The following is a 16,387-nucleotide window of genomic DNA, read 5'->3' as shown; positions in this document are numbered from 1 at the left end:
CCTATTTGATGATCGGAGCGCGTTTAAACTCCTTTTCGCGATCGAAGAGGAAACGGTAGGTCGTGTAGGTCTTGTATACCCGGCTACCCAACTGCTCCACCAACTTGATCATTTTGGGATTGAAGTCTCCGATCCAGTTCATTTGTAGGTCATAGTAGGGGATATTAGGGTTACCCTGCACCAGTTTGGCTGCAGAAACCACCATGGCCGCCTCTACGCCCTTGCCCTGGCATTCTGGTATGATGCCGAACACAATGCCATACATGGTCTTGCAGGCGCCTCTCCAGCGGTGGTAGATGAATTTAATTTTGCCCCAGTAATCCAGCTTGCCGTTCACGTGCTTGAACAGTTGATTCAACTCAGGTATAGCAATAAAGAAACCAGCTGGCTGATCTTTGTAATAGGCGAACCAAATGATTTTTTCATCCAGTATCGGCTTGAGCGATTTCATGATAGACTTGGCCTGCGCCTCTCCCATTGCCTGCACGCCTTCGTGTTTCACCCATCCCTTGTTGTAGATAATCCGGAAATCTTCCGCATACTTATCTAGGTTGTTTTTATCGATGTGCCGGAAGGAATAATCCGGGTCACTTAGCACTCGCTTTGCTTTTTCATGGTACTCTGGAATCAGCGGATCTTCAACAGTGCGGTAGTACACATACTGGTTAAAGTATAGCTGAAAGCCGTAGTTTTCGAACAGCCTTTTGTAGTAGCCATGATTGTAGTTCATGCAATAGGTAGGTTCATGAAACCCGTCTACCAGTAAGCCCCACCACTTGTCACGCTCCCCAAAATTGATCGGACCGTCCATCGCCTCCATGCCCCGCTCCTGCAGCCAGTTGCGGCAGGCGTCAAACAGCACGTTGGCAGCTTCCTGATCGTTAATGCAGTCAAAGAAGCCCATGCCACCGGTTGGCTGCTCAAATGACTTTGCTGTCTTTTTGTTGATAAAGGCGGCTACACGGCCAATGGTCTCCCCCTCACCGTCACGCAAAATCCAACGGATGGCCTCACCATCGCGCAGCAATTTGTTTTTCTTCGGGTCAAACACCTGGTGGATGTCCTTGTCAAGGGGCCGAATGTATTTAGGGTCTTTGCGGTACAGCTTAACCTGCATTTTTATAAACTCTGCGGCCAGTTCCGGGGTGTTCACTTCTATCAGTTGCATGGATCTCGTTCGGTGCTTGGGTGAATCCCCAAAATAAGGCATAAAACTTGAAAAACCATATATACCTTTCCGGGATGAAAGTGTAACTGGCTGTAGGATAGAAAGAAAGAGTGTTGAGCAGAGAGGTATAAAAACAAAAAAGCCTTCAGATTTCTCTGAAGGCTTTTAAGAGCCCCCTGCCGGGATCGAACCAGCGACCTACTGATTACAAGTCAGTTGCTCTACCAGCTGAGCTAAGGAGGCGGTAAAAGAACAAATAAAGTTGAGCCCCCTGCCGGGATCGAACCAGCGACCTACTGATTACAAGTCAGTTGCTCTACCAGCTGAGCTAAGGAGGCGATACTTTATTTGTGTTGCCCTATCGTTCTAAAGCGTTGCAAAGGTATAATAAGGTTTTTAATATACAAATACCCGTTACAGGATTTTTTGTCCTTTCTCGATAAGCTTTTGAGTATCAAACAGAAATTTTTATCTTCTGAAAGCAGCCAGCTGCCGTTGCAGTATATCGATGCGTCGTTGCGTGTCTTCTATACGGCCTTCGTACTCCTCGCGCAGCTTATCGGCATTCTTAGAACGTGCAAAGAAGTCAAGGTTGGTGCGAAGGGTTTGTATATCGTTCTGCAATTGTGCGATCTCCCGGCGAAGCGTCTGCTCTTTCTGATACAGTTTCTGCGAGGCATCCGGACTGTTTTTCAGGCGGTCCACCTGCAACTGTGCCAGCATGGTAGCACGGTCATCGTAATGCAGGTCTGGCACACGCTCCAGGTATCGCTCCATCAGGGAAAGGAACTTCTCCTCTACCCGCGTATTCACTCGCTTATTACCGGCATCCAGGGTGTCCCACTCCGCTACGATTCTGTTGAAGTCATCAAGTGATGTCGTCGTGTTTGGCTGTGCGAGTTCGTCTGTCAGGCGATCGCAGAGAGCCAGTTTTTCAGAAGAGAGCTTTTCCATTTCGGCACCCTTCTGCTGTTCCTGCACCTGCTTACGGTCAAAGAACTCGTTGCAGGCCGCTCTGAACCGCTGCCAGATCTTGTCGGAATGCTTGTCCGGAACACGGCCAATGGTTTTCCACTTCTTTTGAAGCTGAATCATTTTTTCTTTGGTCGTATTCCAATCTGTGCTTTCTTTCAGACTTTCAGCCTGCTCACACAGTTCTGTCTTCTGGCGTAGGTTCTGCATCTTCTGCTCGTCCAAGCCTTTAAAGAACTGGTTTTTATGCTGGAAAAAAGCTTTATAATTACCCCAGAAGTTCTTGTTTACTTCTTCAGCATACTCTTTCGGTACAAGACCAGCATTGTCCCACTCTTCTTTGAGTTTCTGAATCTCATCTGTCTTGTCACGCCATTCGTTGATGCGATCGGTATTGAAGTTCTGGAACTCCTGCAAACGCGCCAACAGGCCCCGCTTCTTTTCCAGGTTCGCCATCTCGACCGTTTTGCGTTCCTCCATGTATGAGCGACGCTGCTCGTGTACTTTTTCAGAAGCCTGAATAAAGCGCTCCCATATGGCATCACGCTGCTCGTTCGGCACCGGTCCTATATTCTTCCATTCCTCATGCAAATGGCGCAGCTCCTGGAGGGCCTTGTTGATGGTAGGCTCATTTTGAAGGGCTTCTGCACGTTCAATTAACTGCACTTTGGCATCCAGGTTTCGGCGCCTGTCCAGCTCCTTCATTTCGAAGAACATGCTGCGGTTGTTGTAGAAGATGTCGAGCAGGGCGTGATAAGAGTCCCACAGCTCCTGCGCCTCTCCTGGAGGCACTGGTCCTATGCTCTTCCACTCATTTTGGAGTTTTTTTAGCTCGTCGCTGCTGTTTTTAGTTTCTGCGGACTCTACCAAAGTACGCAATTGCTGTAGCAGCTCGCGTTTGCGTTCCAGGTTACGACCACGCTGTTCTTCGCTGTGCTGTCGTTCCTGATAGCGGGCCTCACGGTAAGCGGCATAGAGTTGCTCCAGTTCGGTGTGTGCTACGGGAGCATGATATTCAAAATCTTCTTCGGTGCCTCCCTCCTGACGGAAACGATCGAGCGCCTGGCCCCTTTCAACCTGAAACTTGTCCTCGTACTGACGATGGATTTCCTGTATCTTCTTGTATTTGCGCTTCGCATCAGGCGCTTTAAGGAGTTGTGTCAGATGATTGCGCACTTCCTCCAGCGGCATTTCGCTATAGTCTGTGTGGTCCTCTTCATCCACTTCCTCTTCATCGTGGTGTTCTGGAGCAGAAGTCTCGTGCACCTTGCTTGTGGCCTTGTCAGCTGATGTAGGAGCATCAGCAGTGGTCTCTGTTATTGATGCTTCTGCTGTGGTTGCTTCAATACCTGGTGAATCCTCTTTAGGCTCCGCCTCGGCCTCAGGTAGGTTTGCATCTGCAAAAGCCTCTGTTCTTTTTTCTGTTTCTGTCGTCTCTGCTTCAGAAGCCAGTTCCGGTTTTATTTCGGGCTGGTCTTCTTTGGGCACACCTGCTTCTGATGGCTTGTTTTGTGCGCTCTCTTTTTGTGCGTTGATTTCCGCAAGGCGCTGTTCTACAATGTCCATCGGAGACGAGGCCTGCTGCCCGTTGGCTTGTGCTTCGTCTTCTGGCCGGGGCCTGTTGGCCTCAGCTCCGTTTGCGTCGGTGTGCTGTTTATCAGTTGTCATGACTTGAGGTTTTAGTCCACGTTTTGTCAGTTCAGGCGGGGGTCTACCGGGTAGTTTGAAAGTACCTTGTATTTTCCGCCCATTTGGCGCAGTATGTTTCGCCAAAGCGTATCTGCTTCCAAATTAAATAATTTATTTGCTGCATTGTTATTCACAATCCAAACATTTTTGTCGATCTCCTCCTGCAGCTGGCCAGGTGTCCACCCGGAGTAGCCTAGAAAAAACTTGATATCTGCTGGTGTTACCTCGCCTGTTCCAATCAGCGTGCGCAGCGATTCGAAGTCGCCACCCCAGTATAGATTATCGTTCAGCTGTACTGCCTGAGGCAGGTTTGCTATCTGATGCACATAGTGCAGCGTATTATACTGCACCGGCCCACCTATACCTAATTCAGCTTCAAAGGTATCATTATATACATCAACCACGTCTGACAGCTTAAGGTTTGACAAACGGTTCAATACCAGTCCAAATGTTCCCTCACCTTCAACGTGGCTGCAGATCAAAACCACGGTACGCTCAAAATTGGGATCGCCCAGGTATGGCTCTGATATCAGTATGCTGCCGTTTTGCGGCTTTATTTCGCTTTCTTCCTCCATTGTTTTCCAGGATTTAATTGCTTTACCTAACAAAAACTTCTGGCCTGGTAGGCCTGGCAATCGCTATTTATACCTTCTTACGCAAACAACACATTAGGGTACAATTCCGGTAAATCGGATGCATCGCTTGAAATCATTGCCCGGCTATACAAAGCCTTTAATACTGGAAATAAGTCTTCTAATTTTATAAAATATTTTTAAATTATTGCAATATAAATTAAAATTTAAGCCTCAGCCGATTATTTTATAATTTTGGGCAAATCATCGTTTTCGCTATGTCGCTCCAACATGACATTGCCTCTATCCGGAAGAACTACTCCCGGCAGGCACTTACAGAAGAATCCGTTTCCAACAACCCGCTCGACCAGTTTAAAGGATGGCTGAATGAGGCCATCTTATCAGAAGTACTGGAGCCAACGGCACTGGTGCTGTCTACTGTCTCCGCCGATTGCCGCCCTTCGGCACGAGTAGTCCTCTTAAAGGAGGTATCTTCGGATGGCTTCGTCTTTTTTACGAACTATGATAGCCGCAAAGGGCAGGACCTGGCAGAGCGCCCCCTTGGATCAATCACTTTTTTTTGGGCGGAACTGGAGCGGCAGGTGCGCATAGAGGGCACGATTGAGAAGGTTGCAGCGGATGTATCGGACACGTATTTTCACAGCCGCCCGCGTGGCAGCCAGATTGGGGCCTGGGCCTCTCCGCAAAGCCGCGAGATAAACAGTCGCGAAGAGCTTGAACGGGCCGAAGCAAAATACGAAAAGGACTTTGCGAGTCTGGATATGGTTCCCCGTCCGCAACACTGGGGCGGCTATGTGCTGAAACCCGAGTACATTGAGTTCTGGCAGGGCCGACCGAACCGTTTGCACGACCGCATTGTGTTTGAGCGAGCCGATGACCAGTGGTCCCGCAAGAGACTTGCCCCCTGATTCTATACCTATACCTGTAAACAAACCTGATGGCAGAAATACTACCCATTAAAGCATGGCGCTACAAAGAAGAGCTAAGCCAGTCAATTGAAGAACTGACCTCTCCCCTTTTCGATGTCGTGTCGGCAAAACAGCGGGAAGCGCTGTACCAGAACCCGATCAACAGTATACACCTCTCGGTGCCCAGAGGAGACAAACCCGCTGACACAGCGGCGGACTTGCTGCAGGAATGGAAATCTGCCGGTACCATCATACAGGATCCGCTGCCTGGCATTTACGTGTACTACCAGTACTTCAGGCTTCCGGGCAACGACCGGGAGTATTGCCGCAAAGGATTCATTTGCCACATCAAAGCCTACGATTGGAACGAGGGCGTACTCCTCCGTCACGAAAACACGATCCCGAGTGCCGTGAACGATCGCATTGATCTGTTGGACAAGACCCTGATGAACACCAGCGCTACCCATGGGCTTTATACCGACCCTAATTTTATATTGGAGCGCTATATGGACGAGAGCATCCAGTCACCGCTTTACGTGACGGAAGACTACCAGGGCGTGCGCGACGTGTTGGCCGTGATCCACGACCGTGAGGTGATCAAGCATTTTTTAGAAGTATTGGAATCACGTCAGGTACTGTTGGCTGACGGGCACCACCGCTACGAGGGCTCTCTGGAGTACCGCAAGAAGCGCATGGTTGCTAATCCGAACCATACCGGCACGGAGGCCTACAACTACCACCTGATGTATCTGACCAATACCGAAGCCGATGACCTGCGCATTCTGCCGACGCACCGTGTGCTGGAGAAAATAGACCTCACCGACGAAGAGTTTCTGGAGCGCCTGCGTTCCTACTTTGTCGTGACGCCTAAGGAGGACGCTTACGAACTCAACGAAGTGATCGTAGGCAAGAACTGGGCCTTCGGGCTATACTTGTCCGGCAACGCCTATAAGCTGCGCCTCAAACCGGAAGTGCACCATCTGATCGACTGGCCCGTGCCGCAGGAAGTGAAAGACCTCGACCTGACCGTAATGCATTATTTTGTATTTGAAAAGGTGCTAGGAATTGACCGCGAAGCGCAGCGTGATTATCCGGGCCTAAGCTATGTCCGCAACTTTACCGCCTGTGTGAGTCAGGTGGACTCCGGCAAATCGCGACTGGCACTGATCACCAACGACGTGTCGATGGATCAGGTGAAGCGCGTATGTCACAGTGGCGCCATTATGCCTCAGAAGTCTACCTTCTTCTACCCGAAAACGATCTGCGGATTTTTATTCAGCTCAATCAAAGAAAATGAATTTATCTCGTCCGATACTGCTTGCCTCTAACTCCCCTCGCCGCAAAGAACTCTTAACCGGACTCGGACTTCAGTTCGAGGTGCGCGTAAAGGAAGTGCACGAAGATTTTCCGGAGCACCTAAAGCGCGAGCAAGTGGCCGAGTATCTGGCCTCTCACAAAGCTGAAGCCTATACCTCCGACCTGCAAGACGAAGTTCTGATCACGGCTGATACAATAGTTTGTCTGGGTGATCGCATTTTGAACAAACCCGGCAATGATTCGGAAGCCTTCGACATGCTGAGAGCCTTGTCAGGAACACATCATGAAGTGATCACGGGGGTCTGCATCCTGACAAAGAACTCCAAGACCATCTTCCACGATGTAACCAAAGTATATTTTAAGGAGTTGAGCAACGAGGAAATTCTTTACTATATCGAGCACTTCCAACCCTTTGATAAAGCAGGTGCTTACGGTATACAGGAATGGATTGGTAAGATCGGGATCGAGAAGATTGAGGGCTCTTATTTTAATGTAGTGGGTCTGCCTGTTCAGAAGCTCTATACCTACTTAAAAGATCTGAAAGTGATCGTATTATAGATTGATACTTTACCTGATCTTATCACGGATAAGGTAAAGCAACGTTTAAAATATTTAATCGCTACGGAACAATATCATTCATTTACAGCTTACTCTGTATCATAAGTCCATTAGCACATTTCCCCAATCGCAACTCAGCATATTATTAATTACCACATTAACCTAGATGTTACTTACTAAATTATACTTAGCCAAAGGAAAAGAACACTCCCTGAAGCGTTTTCACCCATGGGTTTTCTCTGGCGCTATTAAAAAAATTGAAGGATCGGAGCCGGAAGAAGGCGACACGGTGGAGGTATACTCTAACCAGCGCGAGTTTCTCGGTATGGGCCATTGGGCACCGGGCTCTATTGCGGTGCGCGTTTTTTCCTTTGTACAAGTTGAGCCAGACTATACTTTCTGGAAAAGCAAGGTGCAGCAAGCTTACGATTACCGCAAACGCCTTGGCCTGATTGACAATCCACACACCGATGTGTATCGTTTAGTTTATGCTGAAGGTGATGGCGTACCTGGCCTGATCGTGGACATGTACAAGGACACAGCCGTTATCCAGACGCACTCTGTGGGTATGTACTCAGTGCGAGAGCATATAGCCAAAGCCCTTCAGGAAATCTACGGGACACACTTAAAAGCGGTATATGACAAGAGTGCCGAATCACTGCCTGCCAAGTCACCGGTGCAAGCTGAGAATGGCTATCTTTTCGGCGAATCGAGCGGCGGCGTGGTGGTGACTGAGAACGAGAACCAGTTTTTTGTAGACTGGGAAAGCGGTCAGAAGACAGGCTTCTTTATTGACCAGCGCGAAAACCGGGAATTGCTGGCCCGCTATGTGAAAGATAAGTCGGTGCTGAACACCTTTTGCTATACAGGCGGCTTCTCAGTATACGCCCTTAACGCAGGTGCTAGCGAAGTACACTCAGTGGATGTATCTAAGAAAGCAATCGAACTGACCATCAAAAACGGCGAACTGAGTCAGGCACCAGACCGGCACGAAGCTTATGCAGTCGACACGTTCGAGTTTTTGAAAGGCAAGGAAGACCGCTACGATGTGATTATTCTGGATCCACCTGCCTTCGCCAAGAGCCAGAAAGTGCGCCACAATGCCGTGATGGGCTATAAGCGACTGAACGCCGAGGCCATGAAGCGCATCAAGCCAGGTGGTATCCTGTTCACCTTCTCGTGCTCACAGGTAGTAGACAAATACCTGTTTAACAACACGGTAATGGCAGCCGCCATTGAGGCCGGTCGCAACATCAAGATCATGCACCACGTCTCTCAGCCTGCCGACCACCCAATCTCCATCTTCCACCCCGAAGGGGAGTATCTGAAGGGATTGGTGCTGTTTGTGGAATAAGTAACTGTAGGGACAGGTCGCGACCTGTCCCTACAGTTATACCTTACAGCTATCTATCTTTCTAACTTCTTTATTCCCCATCCCTTTAACTCTAAAACCTGGGGAAGTTCCATTCGGATGCGCCACTCTTTTGGATAGTAGTTGTTAAGGCGGTTGCCAACTTGCTTGGCCCAGCCAAGGGGCAGGCCTCCGAACTGAAGCAAGATCCAGTTGTTGCTGTTACCGCCAATGCCAATGTCTTCTTTGCGGAGATAGCGCAGGGCTGATTCCAGATTGAGTTCTTCGGTACGGAAAACTGCCTTGTTGATATACTGTGACAGGGCAAGTGCCTGTAGCGGTTTCAGTTTTTTGCCTTTCGCTTCGGCTATTTCGGTGCCAGCGTAGATTACATACAAGTTCTGGTAGAGCTGGTCTACCTCTTCGAATAGATTCTCAGGTATAGCCGAGATCACTTCCCCGTACTGCACCCAGGCAAAGCGATCCGGTTCCACTAACCAGTTGTTCACCATGGCTTGTTCTTTTTTGCCGGCCAGTGTCAGCTTATATTTTTTCTTTTTAGATGATTGCTGAGGATCTTCGTACTCTCCCGCCTTGCGGATAACTGACAAAAAGAAGCCTTCGCCCTGCACCTGATGCGGGTAGAAACGGTAGCCGGAAACGCCATTGAGCGAAGTTGCTTCCACGCCCCATGCCGGATCCAGTGTAAGCGAGAGCGGCTGCGCGTTTTCCTGATCGGCCAGCCAGGCGATGTTCTGTTCGTTCTCCGCCAGGTTCCAGGTGCAGGTGCTGTAAATCAGGAGGCCACCCGGCCGCAGGGCTTCCCAGACATCCATTAAAATGCGCTGCTGGCGTTGAGCGCAGAGGTTCACATTTTCATCCGACCATTCATTCATGGCCTGCGGATCTTTGCGGAACATACCTTCCCCGCTGCAGGGAGCGTCTACCACCATCACGTCAAAAAACTCCGGCAGGCGGCCAAAGTCGCGCGGGTCGTTGTTGGTGACCACCACGTTGCCGCTTCCCCATTTGGTCACGTTCTCGGCCAGGATGCTAGCGCGGCTACGAATCACTTCATTGGCTACCAGCAAACTGTCTGGTGAGATCAAACTGGCGATGTGGGTGGTTTTGCCACCGGGAGCTCCACAAAGGTCCAACACATGGAGCGGCTGACCAAGATCAGCGTGCTGGCGAAGCGCTTGTTCTAAAAACATGGAACTGGCCTCCTGCACGTAATAGCCCCCGGCATGCAGACGTGGATCCAGCGTAAACTGCGGACGCTCTGGTAAATAATAGCCTGTTTCCGTCCAGGGTATACGCGGCATGTTCGGCTGCCCCGGCAGCTTTTTCCTGTTCAACCGGATACTGGTAGGCGCGGGACGTTGCAAGGCCTCCTCAAATCGGGTATAGTCAGGACCAAGCTGCCCCTTCATGCGTTGCGCAAATGATTGTGGTAATTCCATCCCCAAAGGTACGGCAATTTGACCTTTTCGTGAAAAGGTTGGCTTTACTTGTTACGAAGAAAATTGCTCTCCTGCCAGCGCCACAAACTCCTGCATGATCGGGACGTCGGCCGGACACCAATCGTAATTGGCCAAATCCTGTGGCACGACCCAATGGTAAGAACGGTGTTCTGCAAGTTTGATCGTGCCTCCGTTGTATTGGCAGAGGTAAGGTATGAGTTCGATGGTTTTGTCACCATAACGCTGCACTACCGGCGTAAGGCGCTTTTTCGGGGTTATGCTAAGATTTAGTTCTTCTTTTATTTCACGTATTAGGCAGGCTTCTTCTGTTTCACCGTCCTCTACTTTTCCGCCCGGAAATTCCCAGAGCATGGCTTGTGGCATGGTTTCGCTGCGCTGTGTGATCAGCACACGACCATATTGTTCGATCAGGGCGCAGGTGACTTTAGTTATCATAGCTGAAGTTAGTAAGGTGGTGCGTAAGGTATACCCCTATTACGATAGTTTTTTGCTTAAATAAGATTCAAGCCAGTAAAATACCCCTCCGGCAATGAGGCACACCGCTAAATTAAGCGCTATGTCCATATCATCCTGTACCAGACCGAAATAGAGGACTTGTGCCAGAAAGATGTGGTATGACGCTTTGCCAATGGTAGCTATCGTTTGAAGGACAGCAAATCCTGATTGTTGTGGGAAAGCCAGTATACCTGCAAAAATCAACAAAGCAGCATAAGGGAAAGTAAGAAACAACTGCGCCTGCCATTCGGGTCTGATGTAGGGCAAACTAATGCCTTGAGATTGATGAAAGTACAGGTATAGCCCACTGCCAATCCCGGCTATAAGCAATAGCCAGCTATACCTCTTGTCTGATGTAGTGATCAGACGGGAAAGCCATAGGCCTAAGGCAATCGCTGAGAAGTAACGGAACAGCGCGGCATCGTAGAGATAGCGGTCCTCCTCGAAATATGGAATCTGATAAGCTATGAGTTGAAAGACGATCTCAACAAACACCAACACCAGACTTGTGCGTACAGGCCAGCGATTGAAGGTATAGCCGATCAGCGGCAGCACAATCAGGGACTGCAGCAAAAGGGTTATAAAGTAATTGCCCTTGCCCGAAACCGGCAGCACGCCGATCAGATTTTTCCAGCCTAAGGTATAGACCTCGCGTGCGTATACCTGTTCCCAAACAAAGCCCGCCACCAAGGAGATGACATACATAAGCAAGAGCGGGAAAATAATGCGCAGGGCTTTTTTCTGGAAATAATGTGGGGTATAGAGCTGATCAAAATGCAGTGTTTTGCTACTATAGGACATGCCCAGGTTCAAGCCCATCAACACCATAAAAATCGGGACGGCTTGCCAGATATGAAATACAGCATAACTTGCAATCAATTGCTCCCGCGAGAGCGAGTGCAACAGAAGTACGGCAATGATGGCCAGTCCCTTCAGAATATCAATTTGCTGGAAATGCTGTTTCATGGATCAGGCCCGTCAAACGGATAGGGCTTTAAACGCGAAAGGCACACCACAGGGTATGCCTTTCGCAATTTTTGGAATGGCTAATTAGGAAAGCTTTTCCTTTAATATCTCAAACTCTACGGCTGGTGCGATACGCTCGTATAAAATCAGGTATACCGCCTTTGTGATCGGCATTTCTACCTTTAGTTTTTTGTTGAGTTCGTAAATGCTTTGCACGGCATAGTACCCCTCCGCCACCATGTTCATCTCAATTTGGGCAGACTTAACGGTATAACCATGTCCGATCATGTTACCAAACGTACGGTTGCGGCTGAACTGCGAGTAAGCTGTCACCAGTAAGTCACCCAGGTAAGCTGAGCCATTCAGGTCGCGGTGGATCGGCATGACGGCATGCAGAAAGCGCTCGATCTCCTGCATGGCATTCGACACGAGCACTGCCTGAAAATTGTCACCATAGTTCAGGCCGCGGGCTATACCACAGGCCAGCGCAATGATGTTCTTGATCACAGCACAATACTCGACGCCATCCAGGTCTTCGAGCGGATTTGCTTTGACGTAACGGTTGCGCAGCAATTCACAGAAGCGCTCTGCCGTAGGCAAATCATACGAACCGATGGTCAGGTACGATTGTTTTTCCATGGCCACTTCCTCAGCATGGCATGGACCGGCTACTACTAGTTGATGGCTGTTTGGCACACCGTATTGCTGACCCAGGTAATCGGTGATCAGGATATTCTGCTTTGGGATCATACCCTTAATGGCGGATATCAGCACCTTGTCTTTCAAGGCATCCTGCTCCAGACCGCCCAAAGCCTCCTGTATAAATGCAGCGGGTACAGCCAGGATCACCCAGTCTGCCACAGCTACGACATTGCGCAGGTCCGTTGAAGGCTTCACGTAGTTCAGGTCGTAGGTTACGCCACTCAGGTAACGGGGATTGTGCCGGTAATTGATCAGGTGCTGCACATCGTTTTCGTTGCGCATCCACCAGTGTACCTGTGATTTATTTTCTGAGAGGATTTTCACCAGCGCCGAAGCCCAGCTTCCTCCTCCTATAACTGCAATTTTTTCCAAACCGGATGTCTATTTGTTATTCACCATTCGCTTCAGCCAAAGCTGATTTGTTTAGTGACTTCTCGTCTTTTACAGCCACCTTAGCACCGTCTTTCAGCGTTTTGGACACCGCTCTGAAAGGTCCAGAAACTATTTTTTGGCCTTCTTCCAGACCGCTCAGAATTTCGATGTTATCGAAATCGCTGATGCCTGTTTTTACCTTTACGGTTTTAACTGTATTGTCAGCTCCGAGCACAAAAACCACTTCATCGATCGGACCTGCAGGTGCAGCTGGAGCTTCGTTGTTTTCAGCGTCTTTTTCCTCACCGTTTTCATCTGTTGCCTTGGCTGGTGTGTTCGAACGAGTCGTCACTGCCGACAAAGGTACAGATAAAACATTGCCTTTGCGCGCTGTGATAATGTCAACGGATGCTGTCATACCCGGGCGGAAAGGACGGGCATTCTTGTCTGCCAGGTGGCTGTAAGATTCGTTCAGCAAACGTATGCGCACCTCAAACTCAGTCACTGCTTCTAGCGAAGCGGCGTCCTTCGCCGTGTTGGCAATGGAGGTTACTATGCCTTTGAACTTCTCGTCGCGGCTTGTATACGAGTCAACTTCCACTATTACAGAGTCGCCCATACCCACCCGGATGATATCGTTTTCGTTCACGTTCACACGCACCTCCATGTTATTGAGGTTGGCAATGCGCATGATCTCCGTACCAGCCATCTGGGAAGTACCAACCACGCGTTCCCCTCTCTCCACATTGAGTTTTGACACCGTGCCACTCACAGGTGCATAGATGGTGGTCTTATTCAGGTTCTCGCGGGCATCGTTTAAAGAGGCTTGTGCATTTTGTATACCGTACTCCGCAGCACGAACACTCTGCGCCAGTGACTCAATTTCCTGCTTTCCAGCCTCGTACTGGGCCTTTATCTGCTGGTATTCCGCTTCAGAGATCACTTTCTGGTCAAAAAGGCCCTTGTTACGCCGGAAATTCTGCTCCACCTGGACAAAATTAGCACGCGATTGTGCCAGACGGGCTTTTGACTGGGCCAGGTTAGCACGCGCCTGGTTAACGCCTGCCGTCTGCATGTCTACCAGCGACTTGTAGTTATCAGGGCGAATACGCACCAACAGTTGTCCTTTTATAACTGAGTCGCCTTCCTGCACGGTCAGTTCGATAATTTCACCGGATACGTCCGGGCTGATTTTAACTTCCGTCTCAGGTTGTACTTTACCCGATGCGCTTACTTTTTCAACGATCTCGGTGCGCTTTACATCGGCCAGCACAACCTCCGTTCCTTCTTCTTTGCCGATCCAACCTGCTTTTTTAGCAACAAGAGCCAGTACAAGAAACAGCACCAGTACGCCTATCAGGGTGTAAATAAGCTTATTCGATTTTTTTGCAGCCATGATTTTAAATTAGAAAGAGAGGTCTTTTCCTTGGTAGAAGTCCAAGACTTTGAGTTTAAAGGTATAGTCGTATTTCGCCTGCACCAGATTGGATTGGGCGGAGCGATAAGTGTTCGCCACGACATTGAAATCTACGGTATTGATAACACCACTCTGCAGTCTGAGTTCAGCATTGCGAAAGTTCTTCTCGGAGGCGTTTACCTGCTGCCGGGCCGCCGCATAGCGACGCTGGGCCGCAAGGGCATCCACATGCGCCTGCTCAATCGTCTGCCGCAGGTTATTGCGGGCGATATCGGCATTGAGCTGGGCGTTTTGTTGTTGCAGCTTGGCCCGCTGCACGTTAGTGCGTACCTGGAATCCATTGAAAATAGGAATGTCTAGTGACAGACCAACCCGTGTTGCTAAATTGCCTTCGAACTGCCTGAATAGCGGGTAATCCTCATCAAGACGCTGGGTTACTATATTCGGAAAGTATAACGTTTCAGAACGCGTACGGTTATTATCGTAGTAAACTATTTGAGGGCGGTTACTCCCCAGGTCAACCGTTTCTGTACCTGTGAAGAACCTGCTGGTGCTAAGGTATCGGCTGGATGCCCCTGCAAATAAACTTAAGCGGGGATAATAGGCACCCTGCGCTACCTCAACACCTTTTTCAGTGCTGCGTAACCGAAGATCGGCTGCTTTGATTGCCGGCAATGTTTGCAAGGCTATGTCGTATACCTGACTTCCGTTCACAATCACCGGATTTGCATCTGGTTCCGGAATGTTAGGTATCTCTACCTGGAACTCCTCTGTGGTAGGAATATTGAGCAGCTGCATCAGGGTCAGCCTGGAAATATCGCGCTGATTCTGTGCTGTGATATAGTTAAGCTCGTCAGTTGCAAGTTGTGACTCCAGGTCCAATACAGAATTTTCGGCTAAACTGCCTGCTTTAAAAAGCACACGAGTGCGGCTCAGCTGCTGGTTGGTTAGATTGCGCTGCAGATCTGAAACAGCCATTTGCTCATTAGCAAACAAGATGTTCAGGTATGCGGTTACGATCTGTATGGTGATATCATTCTGAGCGGATAGGAACTCCTGCTCGCTTGCTTCTAAGCTCAGCTCCTGCTGCTTTATTTGATTTACCTGCTGGAACCCGGCAAAAAGAGGAAGGCTTGCGTTGATCCCACCATTAGCTGACCATGCATTATCCGTCGTCAACGTAAAGTTTACCGGATCCTGGAATGAACCTGTGTTAAACCCATAGCTTCCATTCGCATTTAAACTTGGCAAGCGGTTGTTCCTGGATTGGACAAGATCAGCTCTGCTTAACTCCCTGTTAAGGCTGCTTTGGCGCACATTCAGGTTATTTGCCTTCGCGTACTCTACTGCCTCCTGCAGTGACCAGATTCCATCGCTGCCTGCTCCTTGTTGCTGTTGCGCCATTGCGGAGTTTAAACCGCCCAGCGTTAAGCCAAGAGCCAGTAGCAGCACTTTGTTCGACATTTTTTTCATAGTGTGGTTTTTTCTTAAAGGTCGATATTGGGGATATAGATCACGTGCTTCACCCAGCTGAGCTGCTTCAAGTACTCCAGCGTGATCGGCTTGATGCCGGAATCCATTTCGATGAACTGACGCGCCATCTCATTTCTGCCTTTACGCGACACGTTCATGGTAGCAATGTTGCAGTCATCGTGCGCGATCACGGTAGCGATGAATGCGATACTGCCTTTCACATCGTCCGCGTCTATGATAAGCGTGTGCAGGTTGGCCGAAAAATTAGCGCTGAACCCGTCCACTTCTACAATGTTAATGACGCCACCTCCCCGGCTTTGACCGATCACTTCCACCTGCCGGTCTCCGGCCTTCAGGTTCAACTTGATGGTGTTGGGGTGCATGGTGGAGGCATTGCCGACAGAGCGGAAAGTATATTTGAGTCCGCGCTCTTTGGCATGGTCAAAAGCTTCCTTAATGCGTTTGTCATCTGTTTTGAAATCAAGCAAGCCCGCCACAATGGCACGGTCTGAGCCATGGCCTTCATAAGTCTGGGCGAAAGAATTGTAGAAAGTAATGATCGCCTCCTCCGGTGCGGTACCTAATACACGGATGGCAGCTCGCGCAATGCGCACAACGCCAGCGGTATGGGAGCTGGAGGGGCCAATCATGATGGGGCCTATCATATCAAAGACACTGCTTTTTTCTGCCATGATGCAAATATCGTAAAACCCAAATTTAATAATTAAGGCCTATTATAACATTTTTTCGTCGTTATATTCTGCTGATTTCTACCAACTGTCGCTTTTGCTCTATCAATGTTACCACCAGCCCCACTAACTTCTTGTCACATTTGCCACTGACTGTACCTAGGATGATGGACACTGTAAAAAGGTTGCCTGCACGTTGTGGATTAATTTCGGCTGTTTAATGTTTAGAAGAA

Annotated in this window: 14 protein-coding genes and 2 tRNA genes; 4 read left to right on the top strand and 12 right to left on the bottom strand. The window is 49.3% G+C overall.

Translation table 11 applies throughout. The features are described 5' to 3' along the window. Nucleotide 1: 1 nt before the first annotated feature. The 5 genes from C8E01_RS10675 to C8E01_RS10655 all read right to left on the bottom strand — a co-directional run bounded on the left by C8E01_RS10675 (nt 2) and on the right by C8E01_RS10655 (nt 4,404). Nucleotides 2-1,168, bottom strand: coding sequence for a hypothetical protein (locus tag C8E01_RS10675; protein WP_116543395.1), 1,167 nt, complete (start codon nt 1,166-1,168; stop codon nt 2-4). Between the two features lie 170 nt (nt 1,169-1,338). Beyond that, nucleotides 1,339-1,411: transfer RNA gene (locus C8E01_RS10670), tRNA-Thr, on the bottom strand. A 22-nt stretch (nt 1,412-1,433) separates the two neighbouring features. Then, a tRNA-Thr gene (locus C8E01_RS10665) sits at nt 1,434-1,506 on the bottom strand. Between the two features lie 130 nt (nt 1,507-1,636). Continuing rightward, nucleotides 1,637-3,808, bottom strand: coding sequence for a DUF349 domain-containing protein (locus C8E01_RS10660; RefSeq protein ID WP_116543393.1), 2,172 nt, complete (start codon nt 3,806-3,808; stop codon nt 1,637-1,639). A gap of 26 nt (nt 3,809-3,834) precedes the next feature. Next, nucleotides 3,835-4,404: a YqgE/AlgH family protein gene (locus C8E01_RS10655; protein WP_116543391.1), complete on the bottom strand. Its 570-nt coding sequence runs from the start codon at nt 4,402-4,404 to the stop codon at nt 3,835-3,837. 275 nt (nt 4,405-4,679) lie between these two features. On the opposite strand from C8E01_RS10655, the gene pdxH reads away from it, so the two are divergent. From pdxH to C8E01_RS10635, 4 genes are all read left to right on the top strand, one after another. Next, nucleotides 4,680-5,330 (top strand): pyridoxamine 5'-phosphate oxidase, encoded by a 651-nt coding sequence (gene pdxH / locus C8E01_RS10650; protein WP_116543389.1) that lies wholly within the window; start codon nt 4,680-4,682, stop codon nt 5,328-5,330. 29 nt (nt 5,331-5,359) lie between these two features. Continuing rightward, nucleotides 5,360-6,658: a DUF1015 domain-containing protein gene (locus tag C8E01_RS10645; protein WP_116543387.1), complete on the top strand. Its 1,299-nt coding sequence runs from the start codon at nt 5,360-5,362 to the stop codon at nt 6,656-6,658. Further along, nucleotides 6,624-7,205, top strand: coding sequence for a Maf family nucleotide pyrophosphatase (locus tag C8E01_RS10640; RefSeq protein ID WP_116543385.1), 582 nt, complete (start codon nt 6,624-6,626; stop codon nt 7,203-7,205). The genes C8E01_RS10645 and C8E01_RS10640 overlap by 35 nt, the downstream gene beginning before the upstream one ends. Nucleotides 7,206-7,371: 166 nt before the next feature. Further along, complete coding sequence (locus tag C8E01_RS10635; protein ID WP_116543383.1) at nt 7,372-8,559, top strand: class I SAM-dependent rRNA methyltransferase; 1,188 nt, start codon at nt 7,372-7,374, stop codon at nt 8,557-8,559. Nucleotides 8,560-8,612: 53 nt separating this feature from the next. On the opposite strand, the gene C8E01_RS10630 is transcribed toward C8E01_RS10635, so the two are convergent. The 7 genes from C8E01_RS10630 to sdaAB form a co-directional block, all read right to left on the bottom strand. Further along, nucleotides 8,613-10,019 (bottom strand): methyltransferase RsmF C-terminal domain-like protein, encoded by a 1,407-nt coding sequence (locus C8E01_RS10630; protein WP_116543381.1) that lies wholly within the window; start codon nt 10,017-10,019, stop codon nt 8,613-8,615. A 51-nt stretch (nt 10,020-10,070) separates the two neighbouring features. Further along, the gene (locus C8E01_RS10625; protein ID WP_116543379.1) at nt 10,071-10,475 is read right to left on the bottom strand and encodes a (deoxy)nucleoside triphosphate pyrophosphohydrolase; all 405 of its coding nucleotides are present in this window, start codon (nt 10,473-10,475) and stop codon (nt 10,071-10,073) included. 39 nt (nt 10,476-10,514) lie between these two features. Continuing rightward, the gene (locus C8E01_RS10620) at nt 10,515-11,501 is read right to left on the bottom strand and encodes an acyltransferase family protein (RefSeq protein ID WP_116543377.1); all 987 of its coding nucleotides are present in this window, start codon (nt 11,499-11,501) and stop codon (nt 10,515-10,517) included. An 84-nt stretch (nt 11,502-11,585) separates the two neighbouring features. Next, nucleotides 11,586-12,575, bottom strand: a complete 990-nt coding sequence (locus C8E01_RS10615; RefSeq protein WP_116543375.1) for an NAD(P)H-dependent glycerol-3-phosphate dehydrogenase — start codon at nt 12,573-12,575, stop codon at nt 11,586-11,588. A gap of 16 nt (nt 12,576-12,591) precedes the next feature. Beyond that, nucleotides 12,592-13,971: an efflux RND transporter periplasmic adaptor subunit gene (locus C8E01_RS10610; RefSeq protein WP_116543374.1), complete on the bottom strand. Its 1,380-nt coding sequence runs from the start codon at nt 13,969-13,971 to the stop codon at nt 12,592-12,594. A 9-nt stretch (nt 13,972-13,980) separates the two neighbouring features. Next, entirely contained in the window at nt 13,981-15,465 is a 1,485-nt protein-coding gene (locus C8E01_RS10605) for a TolC family protein (protein WP_116543372.1), read from the bottom strand. Nucleotides 15,466-15,479: 14 nt separating this feature from the next. Continuing rightward, nucleotides 15,480-16,157: an L-serine ammonia-lyase, iron-sulfur-dependent subunit beta gene (gene sdaAB, locus C8E01_RS10600; protein ID WP_116543370.1), complete on the bottom strand. Its 678-nt coding sequence runs from the start codon at nt 16,155-16,157 to the stop codon at nt 15,480-15,482. Between the last annotated feature and the right edge of the window lie 230 nt (nt 16,158-16,387).

It is taken from the genome of Pontibacter virosus (genome assembly GCF_003096355.1).
GTDB lineage: Bacteria > Bacteroidota > Bacteroidia > Cytophagales > Hymenobacteraceae > Pontibacter > Pontibacter virosus.
The sequence above is the reverse complement of the archived record's forward strand: the minus strand, read 5'-3'. Positions and strand labels throughout refer to the sequence as shown.

Coding starts and splice junctions, on each gene's coding strand:
- C8E01_RS10675 (WP_116543395.1), bottom strand. CDS start 1,168: ATGCAACTGATAGAAGTGAACACCCCGGAACTGGCCGCAGAGTTTATA.
- C8E01_RS10660 (WP_116543393.1), bottom strand. CDS start 3,808: ATGACAACTGATAAACAGCACACCGACGCAAACGGAGCTGAGGCCAAC.
- C8E01_RS10655 (WP_116543391.1), bottom strand. CDS start 4,404: ATGGAGGAAGAAAGCGAAATAAAGCCGCAAAACGGCAGCATACTGATA.
- pdxH (WP_116543389.1), top strand. CDS start 4,680: ATGTCGCTCCAACATGACATTGCCTCTATCCGGAAGAACTACTCCCGG.
- C8E01_RS10645 (WP_116543387.1), top strand. CDS start 5,360: ATGGCAGAAATACTACCCATTAAAGCATGGCGCTACAAAGAAGAGCTA.
- C8E01_RS10640 (WP_116543385.1), top strand. CDS start 6,624: ATGAATTTATCTCGTCCGATACTGCTTGCCTCTAACTCCCCTCGCCGC.
- C8E01_RS10635 (WP_116543383.1), top strand. CDS start 7,372: ATGTTACTTACTAAATTATACTTAGCCAAAGGAAAAGAACACTCCCTG.
- C8E01_RS10630 (WP_116543381.1), bottom strand. CDS start 10,019: ATGGAATTACCACAATCATTTGCGCAACGCATGAAGGGGCAGCTTGGT.
- C8E01_RS10625 (WP_116543379.1), bottom strand. CDS start 10,475: ATGATAACTAAAGTCACCTGCGCCCTGATCGAACAATATGGTCGTGTG.
- C8E01_RS10620 (WP_116543377.1), bottom strand. CDS start 11,501: ATGAAACAGCATTTCCAGCAAATTGATATTCTGAAGGGACTGGCCATC.
- C8E01_RS10610 (WP_116543374.1), bottom strand. CDS start 13,971: ATGGCTGCAAAAAAATCGAATAAGCTTATTTACACCCTGATAGGCGTA.
- C8E01_RS10605 (WP_116543372.1), bottom strand. CDS start 15,465: ATGAAAAAAATGTCGAACAAAGTGCTGCTACTGGCTCTTGGCTTAACG.
- sdaAB (WP_116543370.1), bottom strand. CDS start 16,157: ATGGCAGAAAAAAGCAGTGTCTTTGATATGATAGGCCCCATCATGATT.